Raw genomic sequence first — 11309 nt, 5'->3', positions numbered from 1 at the left:
CGACGGTTCGTTCCACACCCAGTGGTCCGGCGACCGCACCGAGCAGGAGGAGTCATGAGCGTGCTCACGGCGCCCACGACAGCGCTGCACCCCGATCGTCTGCTGCCGTTCGAGAGGGAGCTGCGGCCCATCGCCCGGCGCCTGTACGAGCAGGTGCAGCACCTGCCGATCCTGTCGCCGCACGGGCACGTCGACGCGCGGCTGCTGGTGGACGACGAGCCGTTCGCCGACCCGACGAGCCTGCTCCTGACGCCCGACCACTACGTCACGCGACTCCTGCACGCCTCGGGCGTCGCGCTCGACGAGCTCGGCGTCGGCCAAGGCCCGCTCGCGGAGGACGCGGCGCGGCGCGCCTGGCGGCACCTGTGCGAGCACTGGGCGGTCTTCCGGGGGACACCGGTGCGGTACTGGCTCGAGTCCGAGCTCGCCGAGGTCTTCGGGATCGAGGCGCAGCCCGGCCCGGCCACGGCCGACGCGATCTTCGACCGGATCTCGGCGTGCCTGCGGGAGCCGCAGTTCCGCCCGCGCGCGCTGTTCCGTCGCTTCGGCATCGAGGTGATGGCGACGACGGACGACCCCACCGACGACCTCGCCGCGCACCTGATCCTCAGCGCGGACCCGACCTTCGAGGGGCGCGTCCTGCCGACGTTCCGTCCCGACCGGTACCTCGAGTCGGGCCGGTCGGCGTGGGTCCACGACGTGACGCGTCTGGGCGCGACGGCGGGCGTCGACACCGGCACGTACGCCGGCTGGGTCCTGGCGATGGAGCAGCGTCGCGAGCACTTCCGCGCCCACGGGGCGGTGTCGGCGGACCACAGCCACGAGGACGTCGGCACCGCTGCGCTCGACGCCGCGGACGCGGAGCGGCTGTACGCGCGGGCGGTGCGACGTGAGATCGACCCGGCGGGTGCGACGGCACTGCGTCGCCACATGCTGCTCGAGATGGCGCGCATGTCCGTCGACGACGGGCTGACCATGACGCTGCACCCGGGCGTCCGGCGCGGCCACCACGGCCCGACCCTGTCCCGGTTCGGCCCCGACACCGGGCACGACATCCCGCTGCGCGGCTCGTTCACCGACGAGCTGCGGCCGCTGCTCGAGCGGTACGGCACCCACCCGAACCTCAGGCTGGTGCTCTTCACGCTCGACGAGAGCACGTTCTCCCGTGAGCTCGCACCGCTCGCGGGCTTCTACCCGTCGGTGTACGTCGGTGCGCCGTGGTGGTTCCTCGACGCACCGGACGCGGTGCGACGGTGGCGGTCGGCCGTCACCGAGACCGCGGGGCTGTCCCGGACGAGCGGGTTCATCGACGACACGCGTGCGCTGTGCTCGATCCCGGCACGGCACGACATGGCGCGGCGCCTGGACGCGGGCTACCTCGCGCGCCTGGTGGCCGAGCACCGCCTGAGGGAGGACGAGGCCGCGGAGGCGATCGTCGACCTGGTCGACGGACGCCCTCGTGAGGTGTTCCGGCTCTGAGGGTCTCGGGAGGGGACGAGGCGAGGCCCGGACCGTCGAACGGTCCGGGCCTCGTCGTCGAGTGGGGCGGGCTCAGCGCACCGCGCCGGCGCCGTGCTCCTCGAGCAGTCGGTCGGTCTCGTCGTGCACGTGCGTCGCGAGCTCGGCGAACTTCGGAGCGTGCTCGCGGGCGTGGTGTGCGCAGAACAGGAGCTCGCCCACGGGGAGCACCACGCGGACGTAGGCCTGGGCACCGCAGCGGTCGCAGCGGTCGGCTGCGGTGAGCGGTTCGGTCGTTGTCGCTGTCACGTCTCCATACAACCATCAGCCCGCACTTTCCATCCCCTCGGAAGCGGGTGGTTCGCTGTCCGCGTACGGAAACGTCACACGATCGTGATGCAGCCGACACGCAAGGGACCTTTGGCGCACGTCGCGGCGCCCGTCGCAGCGACCGTCGACGGTCGCCGCCCTCGCGATCGCGCGGCTGCGCGAGCGGCATGGCAGCCAGGGTCTGTGGGCGTGCGCGGCTACGATCTCACGCGTGACGACGACCTCCTCGCGCTCGGACTACACCGCCCGGCACCTCTCGGTGCTCGAAGGGCTCGAGGCCGTCCGCAAGCGACCCGGCATGTACATCGGCACGACCGACAGCCGCGGCCTCATGCACTGCCTGTGGGAGATCATCGACAACTCGGTCGACGAGGCGCTCGGTGGCCACGGCGACCGCATCGAGGTCGTGCTGCACGCCGACACCTCGGTCGAGGTCCGTGACAACGCGCGCGGCATCCCGGTCGACGTCGAGCCGAAGACGGGCCTGACGGGTGTCGAGGTCGTGTTCACCAAGCTGCACGCGGGTGGCAAGTTCGGCGGGGGCTCGTACGGCGCGTCGGGCGGTCTGCACGGCGTCGGCGCCTCGGTCGTCAACGCGCTGTCGGCACGGCTCGACGTCGAGGTCGACCGCGACGGCAAGACGCACCGCATGACGTTCCACCGCGGCGAGCCCGGGACGTTCGACGACCGCGCGGGCCGCTCGCCCGAGTCGCCGTTCGAGCCGTTCGTCTCCGGGTCGGAGCTCGCGGTCGTCGGGAAGGTGGCGCGGGCCCGGACCGGGACGCGCGTGCGGTACTGGGCGGACCGGCAGATCTTCCCGAAGTCGGCCGTGTTCGCGTACGACGAGCTCGTCACGCGCGCTCGCCAGACGAGCTTCCTGGTGCCCGGCCTGACGATCGTCGTGCGCGACGAGCGCGGCCTGCCCGGCACCCCGGGCGCCGACGGCCCGCACGAGGAGACGTTCTGCCACACGGGTGGTGTCGTCGACTTCGTCGACCACCTCTCGCCCGACGCGCCCGTGACGGACACGTGGCACCTGACCGGCTCGGGCACGTTCACCGAGACGGTGCCGGTGCTCGACGAGAAGGGCCACATGACCCCGCGCGAGGTGCAGCGCACGTGCGAGGTCGACGTCGCGGTGCGCTGGGGCACCGGGTACGAGACCGAGCTGCGCACGTTCGTGAACATCATCTCGACGCCCAAGGGCGGCACGCACCAGGCCGGCTTCGAGGCGGGGCTGCTCAAGACGCTGCGCAAGCAGGTCGAGGCGAACGCGCGTCGCCTGAAGATCAGCGCGAAGGACGCGGCGACCGAGCGCATCGACAAGGAGGACGTGCTCGCCGGCATGACCGCCGTGCTGACGGTCCGCCTGTCCGAGCCGCAGTTCGAGGGCCAGACCAAGGAGGTCCTGGGGACCGGGCCCGTGCGCGGGATCGTCGCGAAGGTCGTCGAGCAGGAGCTCGGCGCGGTCTTCTCCTCGAGCAAGCGCGAGCACAAGGCGCACAGCGCGGCGCTGCTGGACAAGGTCGTGGGGGAGATGCGCGCACGCCTGTCGGCGCGCAAGCAGAAGGAGATCTCGCGCCGCAAGAACGCGCTCGAGTCGTCCTCGCTGCCCGCCAAGCTCGCCGACTGCCGGATCGACGACGTGGGCCGCAGCGAGCTGTTCATCGTGGAGGGCGACTCCGCGCTCGGCACGGCCAAGCTCGCGCGCTCGTCGGACTTCCAGGCGCTCCTGCCGATCCGCGGCAAGATCCTCAACGTCCAGAAGGCCTCGATCACGGACATGCTGAAGAACGCCGAGTGCGCGGCGATCATCCAGGTGATCGGCGCGGGCTCGGGGCGCACGTTCGACCTCGAGGCGGCGCGCTACGGCAAGATCGTGCTGATGACCGACGCCGACGTCGACGGTGCGCACATCCGGACGTTGCTGCTCACGCTGTTCTTCCGCTACATGCGACCGCTCGTCGAGGAGGGTCGCGTCTACGCGGCCGTGCCGCCGCTGCACCGCATCGAGCTGAGCGGCGTGCGGGGTGACGCCGACAAGTACGTCTACACCTACTCCGAGACCGAGCTCGCGGCGACGCTCAAGAAGCTCGACAAGGCCGGGAAGAAGTACAAGGACGACATCCAGCGGTACAAGGGCCTCGGTGAGATGGACGCCGATCAGCTCGCGGAGACGACCATGGACCCGCGGTTCCGCACGCTGCGTCGCGTGACCGTCGACGCGGCCCAGCGCGCCGAAGAGGTCTTCGAGCTGCTCATGGGCTCGGACGTCGCGCCGCGCAAGGACTTCATCGTCGCCGGGGCGCACGGGCTGGACCGCAGCCGCATCGACGTCTGACGGGGGGCTCGACCGCACGCATACCGGCGTGGGCGGGCAATTGCCGTTGCCTGCGCCCGGAGGGTCGTCGGAGCATGGGCGCATGCCTGCCGCCGACCAGACCGCCCTGACGACGTCGCCCATCGCCGAGCGGGCACAGCCGCCGGCCGAGGCACGGCGTCCCTCCGAGGCCCACGGGCTCGCCTGGCGCGCCCTCACGCTCGACGACGTCCCCGACCTCACGCGGCTCGTCACCCAGATCGAGGAGGCGGACGGGGAGCCGTTCCGCACGTCGCAGGACGAGGTCGCCGAGAAGTTCGACGGCGACTGGAAGGACCCGGCGCGTGACACGCTCGGGGGGCTGGACCCGTCCGGCGCGTTGCGCGCGTGGGCCCAGGTGACGCAGCCGCCGGGTGACACGACCACGGTGCGGACGTTCCTCGAGGGCGGCGTGGACCCGCAGTGGCGCGGACGGGGGATCGGGCGCGACGTGCTGGCCTGGCAGATCGACCGCGCGCGACAGGTCCTGGCGGCCACGGGCAAGGACGTGCCGGGGCGGATCGGCGCGTTCGCCTCCGAGCAGGCGGCGGCGTCGATCGACCTGCTCCGAGCGGCCGGGCTCGCGCCGATCCGCGTGTACTCCGAGCTGCGGCGTCCGCTCGACGTCGCGCTCCCGCAGGTGCCGGCCCCGCAGGGCGTGAGCGTCGTGGCGTGGAGCGAGGACCGCGACGACGACGTGCGCCTCGCGCACAACGAGTCGTTCGCGTCGCACTGGGGCAGCGAGCCGCAGACCGCCGAGGCGTGGCGCAGCGGGCGCAGCCAGTTCGCCCCGCCGTGGAGCCTGCTCGCGGTCGACGACACGACCGGTGAGGTCGCGGCATATCTCCTCTCGGGCCGGTACGAGCAGGACTGGGAGATCGCGGGGCACAGCTCGGGCTACGTCGAGCTGCTCGGGGTCCGTCCTGCCTGGCGGCGCCGGGGGATCGCCCCCGCGCTCCTGGCGGGCGTCATGGCGCGGTTGCGGGCGGACGGGATCGAGTACGCCGAGATCGGCGTCGACACCGAGAACCTGTCCGGGGCGCTGGGCCTGTACACCTCCCTCGGGTTCGCTCCGTTCCACCGCTCGACGCTCTACACGATCGAGCTCTGAGGGGACGCGGGGGCCGCACCCGGGCAGGTCAGGGCTCGCCTGCCCGGGCGTCGCCGGCCCGCGGTGCCGCGGGATAGCATCGCGCCGGGCGGACGACGAGGTCCGCCGTCGTGCTGCCGGCCCGCCGGCGGGAAGGACGCCCCGATGCCCTCGTCGGTCGCGCTGCGCTGGTGGTCCGTCGGCTACGTCGTGCTCGTCGTCGTGCACCTGGGTGCGCTGCTCGCGGACGCCGCCGTCCTCGCCGACGTGACGCAGTGCCTGCTCATGCCGGCCCTCGCCGGTGCTCTCTGGGCCGCGACCCGCTGGCCACGCGGGCACCTCGTCACCTGGGCGTTCGGGGGCCTCGTCGCGTCGTTCCTCGGCGACTTCACGCCCCGGTTGCTCGACGGCGACGCGGCGTTCCTGGCGATGGTCGGGTGCTTCCTGCTCGCTCAGGTGTCCTACGTGGTCGCGTTCGCGCCGCGCGTCCGGCGCAGCGTCGTGCGCACGGCGCCCGCCTGGCTCGTGGTCTACGCCGGCGTGCTCGTCGGGCTCGTCGCACTGTGCGGCCCTCACGCCGGGACGCTCCTGGTCCCCGTCGCGGTCTACGGCGGGGTCCTCACCGCGATGGCGGTGCTGGCGACCGGGCTCGGACCGCTCGGGGCCGCGGGTGGTGCGGTGTTCCTGGTCTCCGACGCGCTCATCGCGCTCGGCCGGTTCGTGCCGGGCTGGGACCTGCCCGGTCAGGACGTGTGGGTCATGCTGACGTACACGGTCGGCCAGGCGCTGCTCGTCGCGTCGGTCGCGTCGGACAACCGCGCGCGGCGGGCCACGCGCCCCGCGGCGAGTGCCGCGCAGACGCAGACGCAGGCCCCCAAGCGCGACAACGTGGTCGCGTTCGTCACCGCCCGCCGCGGTCTCGAGGTCTGAGTCAGCCGATCGCGTGCAGCGGCGCGTGCAGCGCCGTGCCGGACATGTCGCGTCGCGGGTCGGGTGCCGGGAGGTCGACGGGCTGGCCCGCCGACCCGCACGCCCAGGCAGGCGCAGGCCCGACCCACGCGAGGATGAGCGCGTCCTCACCCTTGAGGAACCGGTGCGAGCGCACACCACCCGTCGCGCGGCCCTTGCCGGGGAAGACCTCGAACGGCGAGACCTTCGCCGAGCCGGCCTGCGTCCCGGGCAGCGCGGACGACGAGCCCGAGACGGTGACCACGACTGCGTCGGTGGCCTGCGCCGCGGACAGACCCGCGAACGCGACGACGCGCTGGCCGGCGGCGAGCTTGATCCCCGCCATGCCGCCCGCGGCACGGCCCTGCGGTCGGACCTGGGTCGCACCGAAGTGCAGCAGCGAGGAGTCCGACGAGACGAGCACGAGCTCGTCGTCGTCCGTGACCTGGCTCGCGCCGACGACCTCGTCGCCGTCCTTGAGCCCGATGACCTCCCACGCGTCCCGGTTGTTCGGCACGTCGCCCGCGGTGACGCGCTTGACCACACCCTGCGCGGTCGCCAGCGCGAGCGTCGGTGCGTCGGGCGCGAGCGAGGCGAGCGCGACGACCCGCTCGCCCGGATCGAGCGCCACGACCTCGCTGAGCGGGACGCCACCGCCGAGCGACGGCGCGCCGTTCGTCGGCGGGAGCGCGGGCAGGTCGAGCATCGGCACGCGCACCAGCCGACCGCGCGACGTGACGGCGCCGATCTCGGCGCGGGTGGTCGTCGCGATCACCGACGCCAGCACGTCGTGCTTGGCCCGGCGCGTGTCCGGCGTGCGCTCGAGCGGCTCGTCGGTGGCCGTGCGCGCCAGCAGGCCCGTGCCCGACAGGAGCGCCCAGCACGGGGTGTCCGCGATCTCGAGGGCGACCGCGGGGGCGCGCGACGAGCCCTTCGCCGCCGCGGCGCCGGTGACCGCGGAGCCGCCTGCGGACTCGAGCAGGATCGTGCGTCGGGGCGTGCCGTACGTCGCGGCGACCTGCGCCATCTCGTCGGACACGAGCGTGCGCAGCCGCAGGTCGTCGGCGAGGATCGCGCGCAGCTCGTCGATCTCGGCCTCGAGCTGCTCCTTCTCGCGCTCGAGCTCGAGACGGGAGAACTTCGTCAGGCGGCGCAGCCGCAGCTCGAGGATGTACTCGGCCTGAGGCTCGGACAGGTCGAAGACGGAGCGCAGCCGCGCCCGGGCGGCCTCGGCGTCGTCGGACGTGCGGATGACCTGGATGACCTCGTCGATGTCGAGGATCGCGATCAGCAGGCCCTCGACCAGGTGCAGCCGCTCGAGCCGCTTGTCGAGCCGGAACTGGGATCGTCGGCGCACGACCGAGAGCCGGTGGTCGACCCACACGACGAGCAGCTCGCGCAGGCCGAGCGTGCGCGGCTGACCCTCGACGAGCGCGACGTTGTTGATCGAGAACGAGTCCTCGAGCGGCGTGGCGCGGTACAGCTGCTCGAGGACGGCGTCGGGGTCGAAGCCCGACTTGACCTCGATGACGAGCCGCAGACCGTGCGCGCGGTCCGTGAGGTCGACCGCGTCGGCGATCCCGGAGAGCTTCTTGGACTGCACGCCCTCCTTGATCTTCTCGATCACCTTCTCGGGCCCGACCATGTAGGGCAGCTCGGTGATGACGATGCCCTTGCGGCGCGCGGTGACGTTCTCGACGCGCGCGGTGGCGCGCGTGCGGAAGGCGCCGCGCCCCGTGCGGTAGGCGTCGCGCACGCCGTCGAGGCCGACGATCTTGCCGCCCGTCGGCAGGTCCGGGCCGGGCACGAACCGCACGAGGTCATCGAGCGTCGCGTCGGGGTGCATCACGAGGTGGCGCGCTGCGGCGACGACCTCGACGAGGTTGTGCGGCGCCATGTTGGTGGCCATGCCGACCGCGATGCCGGCGGCGCCGTTGACGAGCAGGTTCGGGATCGCCGCGGGCAGCACGTCGGGCTGCTGGAGCTTGTTGTCGTAGTTCGGGACGAAGTCGACGACGTCCTCGTCGAGGTCGGTCGTCATCGCCATCGCCGCGGGAGCGAGGCGTGCCTCGGTGTAGCGCGGCGCCGCGGGGCCGTCGTCGAGCGAACCGAAGTTGCCGTGACCGTCGACCAGCGGCAGGCGCAGGCTGAAGGGCTGCGCGAGGCGCACCATCGCGTCGTAGATCGCCGAGTCGCCGTGCGGGTGCAGCTTGCCCATGACCTCGCCGACGACGCGCGCCGACTTCACGTACGGCCGGTCGGGGCGCAGGCCCATGTCGGACATCTGGAACAGGATGCGTCGCTGCACGGGCTTGAGCCCGTCACGGGCGTCGGGGAGCGCGCGCGAGTAGATGACCGAGTAGGCGTACTCGAGGAACGAGCCCTCCATCTCGGTCGCGACGTCGATGTCGACGATCCGCTCGACCAGGTCGTCGGGCGGAAGGTTCGGGGTCGCGGGGCGACGCGCCATGCGGGGCTGCTCCTCGGGTGCTGCGGTCGTGGTGCCGGCCCATTCTCGCCCGCGCGCGGGGTGCCGCGTGCCAGGCGCGCGGGATCGCTAGCCTGGCCGCATGGACGACGAGGGCCGCGAGGGCGCGGACGCCAGCTATCCGGCGGGCTGGGAGGCCGACGTCGTCCTGCTCGACGGCGCGACGACGCACGTGCGCCCGATCCGCGCGTCGGACGCCGACGCGTTGCAGGCGTTCCACGTCGCGCAGTCCGAGCGGTCCACCTACCTGCGGTTCTTCGCGCACCTCGAGCGGCTGCCCGAGCGTGACCTGCAGCGCCTCGTGCACGTCGACCACGACGAGCGGGTCGCGCTGGTGGCGACCGCGGACGACGACGGCCCGGTCGGCTACCGGATCATCGGCGTGGCGCGGTACGACCGGGTCAACGAGGACGAGGCCGAGGTCGCCTTCAACATCGCGGACGCCCAGCAGGGGCGGGGACTGGGCTCGGTGCTGCTCGAGCACCTCGCCGCCGCCGCGCGGGAGCGTGGCGTGCGGCGGTTCGTCGCCGAGGTCCTGCCGCAGAACGGCCGCATGATCTCGGTGTTCCGCGACGCGGGCTACGAGGTGCGGCAGCACGCCGAGGACGGCGTCGTCTCGCTCGCGTTCGACATCGACCCGACGGACCGGTCGTTCGCGGTCATGGCCGACCGCGAGCACCGGGCGGAGGCGCGGTCGATGCGCGCGGTGCTCGGGGCGCGCTCGGTGCTCGTCGTCGGACCGGTGCTGCCCGGCGCGCCGCCGCCCCGCCCGCTGCACCTCGGCATGGCGCGCAAGGTCCTGGCGCACCTCGCGCTCGCCGACTCGCACGTGCGCGTGCAGTCCGTCGGTACGGATCTCGACCCGAGCGGCGAGGTTCCGGCGGCCGACGGCGGTGCTGACGGCGCCGCCGCGGAAGGCGCCGAGGCCGGTGACGAGCACGCGACAGCCGCCGCGATCGCCGGGGCCTTCGCGGGCGTCGACGGACCCGTGGACCTGGCGGTGCTGGCCGTCCCGGCCGCGTCAGCGCTCGCGGTCGTGCGCGCGATCGCGCCGACGGGAGCCCGCGCCGTCGTGCTCCTGACCGCGGGCTTCGCCGAGACGGGTCCGCACGGGCTCGAGCTGCAGCGTGCCGTACTGGCCGCCGCGCACCGCGCCGGGATGCGCCTGATCGGTCCTGCGTCGTACGGCGTCGTCTCGTGGCGACCGGACGGTGCGCTCAACGCCTCGCTCGCGGACGACCTGCCGCGGCCCGGCAGGATCGGGCTGTTCAGCCAGTCGGGCGCGCTCGCGGTCCCGCTCCTCGACGCCCTGCGCAGGCGCGGTCTGGGCCTCGCCGAGTTCGTCTCGGCAGGGCACCGGGCCGACGTCTCGGGCAACGACCTCATGCAGTTCTGGGCGGACGACGAGGGGACCGACGTGGTCGGGCTCTACCTCGAGTCGATCGGCAACCCGCGCAAGTTCTCCCGCGTCGCGCGCCGGCTCGCGCTCACCAAGCCCGTGATCGTCCTCACCGCGGGCCGCTCGGGCCAGGTCGTGCCCCCGGGGCACGCGGTGCGGGCGACGCAGGCGCCTGCGCGCGCGGTCGACGAGCTCATGCGTCAGTCGGGCGTGATCCGGGTCGAGAACACCCATCAGCTCTTCGACGTCGCGCAGGTGCTCGCGCTGCAGCCGCTGCCCGCCGGGCGTCGCGTCGCCGTGGTGGGGAGCTCGTCGTCGGGCGCGACGTTCGTCGCGGAGGCGGCGGCCACGGCGGGTCTCGTGGTCGTCGGGGCCCAGGTGCTGCCCGAGGACGCGGACGACGAGGTCTCCGAGTCCCTGATCCGCGAGGCGATCGAGGCTCCGGACGTCGACGCGGCGATCGTCGTGCGGATCCCGACCGTCGGGGGACCGGACCCGCGGTTCGGTCGCGTCGTGGCGCGCGCGGCGGCGGCCAGCGGCAAGACCGTCGTCGCGTGCGTGCTCGGCCTCCGCGGCGTGACCGACGAGCTCACGGCGCCCGACCTGGACGGCGTGCCGCGCACCGTTCCCGCCTACGCGACGCCCGAGGACGCCGCGCTCGCCCTGGGGCACGCCGCGCGGTACGCGACCTGGCGGACGCGCGACCACGGTCGACCGCTGCACCCCGACGGCACCGACCTGCGCGGTGCTGCCCGCCTGGTGCGCGACTGGCTCGCCGGGCAGTCGCAGGTCGTCCTCTCGGCCGAGCAGTCGGGCCGGCTGCTCGCGTCGGTCGGCGTGCACGTGCTGCCGTCGGCGCCCGTGCACGACGCCGACGAGGCGGTCGCCGCGGCGCGGGCCATCGGGTACCCGGTGGCGCTCAAGACGACGGCGCCCGCGCTGCGCCACCGCGCCGACCTCGGGGGCGTCCGGCTCGACGTCGCGGACGAGACCGAGCTGCGGGCGGACGTCGTCGAGGTGCTCGCGCTGGCCGCCGGGCACCAGAGCGAGCCCGGCGCTGCACCGCTCGAGGTGCAGGCCATGGCGCCGCGCGGCTCGTCGTGCGTCGTGCGCTCGGTCGAGGACCCGCTGTACGGGCCGGTCATCAGCGTCGGGCTCGCGGGCGACGCGTCCGACCTGCTGGGCGACGTCGCGTACGGGATCCCGCCGCTGACCGACGTGGATGTCGCGGACCTCG

Annotated in this window: 7 protein-coding genes; 5 read left to right on the top strand and 2 right to left on the bottom strand. The window is 73.6% G+C overall.

Annotation, left to right across the window (positions count from 1 at the left end; translation table 11 throughout):
• Positions 1-54: 54 nt before the first annotated feature.
• Positions 55-1479 (top strand): glucuronate isomerase, encoded by a 1425-nt coding sequence (uxaC, locus tag CWIS_RS05825; RefSeq protein WP_048342319.1) that lies wholly within the window; start codon positions 55-57, stop codon positions 1477-1479.
• A 72-nt stretch (positions 1480-1551) separates the two neighbouring features.
• On the opposite strand, the gene CWIS_RS05820 is transcribed toward uxaC, so the two are convergent.
• On the bottom strand, positions 1552-1767 hold the full coding sequence (locus tag CWIS_RS05820; RefSeq protein WP_048342318.1) for a hypothetical protein: 216 nt from the start codon (positions 1765-1767) through the stop codon (positions 1552-1554).
• Between the two features lie 232 nt (positions 1768-1999).
• On the opposite strand from CWIS_RS05820, the gene CWIS_RS05815 reads away from it, so the two are divergent.
• The 3 genes from CWIS_RS05815 to CWIS_RS05805 all read left to right on the top strand — a co-directional run bounded on the left by CWIS_RS05815 (position 2000) and on the right by CWIS_RS05805 (position 6167).
• The gene (locus tag CWIS_RS05815; RefSeq protein ID WP_048342317.1) at positions 2000-4129 is read left to right on the top strand and encodes a type IIA DNA topoisomerase subunit B; all 2130 of its coding nucleotides are present in this window, start codon (positions 2000-2002) and stop codon (positions 4127-4129) included.
• Between the two features lie 82 nt (positions 4130-4211).
• Positions 4212-5258, top strand: a complete 1047-nt coding sequence (locus tag CWIS_RS05810; protein ID WP_048342316.1) for a GNAT family N-acetyltransferase — start codon at positions 4212-4214, stop codon at positions 5256-5258.
• A gap of 144 nt (positions 5259-5402) precedes the next feature.
• Positions 5403-6167 (top strand): lysoplasmalogenase, encoded by a 765-nt coding sequence (locus tag CWIS_RS05805; protein WP_048342315.1) that lies wholly within the window; start codon positions 5403-5405, stop codon positions 6165-6167.
• A gap of 1 nt (position 6168) precedes the next feature.
• Here CWIS_RS05805 and CWIS_RS05800 read toward each other — a convergent pair whose 3' ends face one another.
• Positions 6169-8655, bottom strand: a complete 2487-nt coding sequence (locus tag CWIS_RS05800; protein WP_048342314.1) for a DNA topoisomerase (ATP-hydrolyzing) subunit A — start codon at positions 8653-8655, stop codon at positions 6169-6171.
• A 100-nt stretch (positions 8656-8755) separates the two neighbouring features.
• On the opposite strand from CWIS_RS05800, the gene CWIS_RS05795 reads away from it, so the two are divergent.
• Positions 8756-11309: GNAT family N-acetyltransferase (locus CWIS_RS05795; RefSeq protein ID WP_048342313.1), on the top strand; the 2554-nt coding region annotated here is incomplete at its 3' end.

The sequence above is a fragment of the Cellulomonas sp. A375-1 genome, from assembly GCF_001040865.1.
GTDB classification, from domain to species: domain Bacteria; phylum Actinomycetota; class Actinomycetes; order Actinomycetales; family Cellulomonadaceae; genus Cellulomonas; species Cellulomonas gelida.
This window is presented reverse-complemented; position numbering and strand designations above follow the sequence as displayed.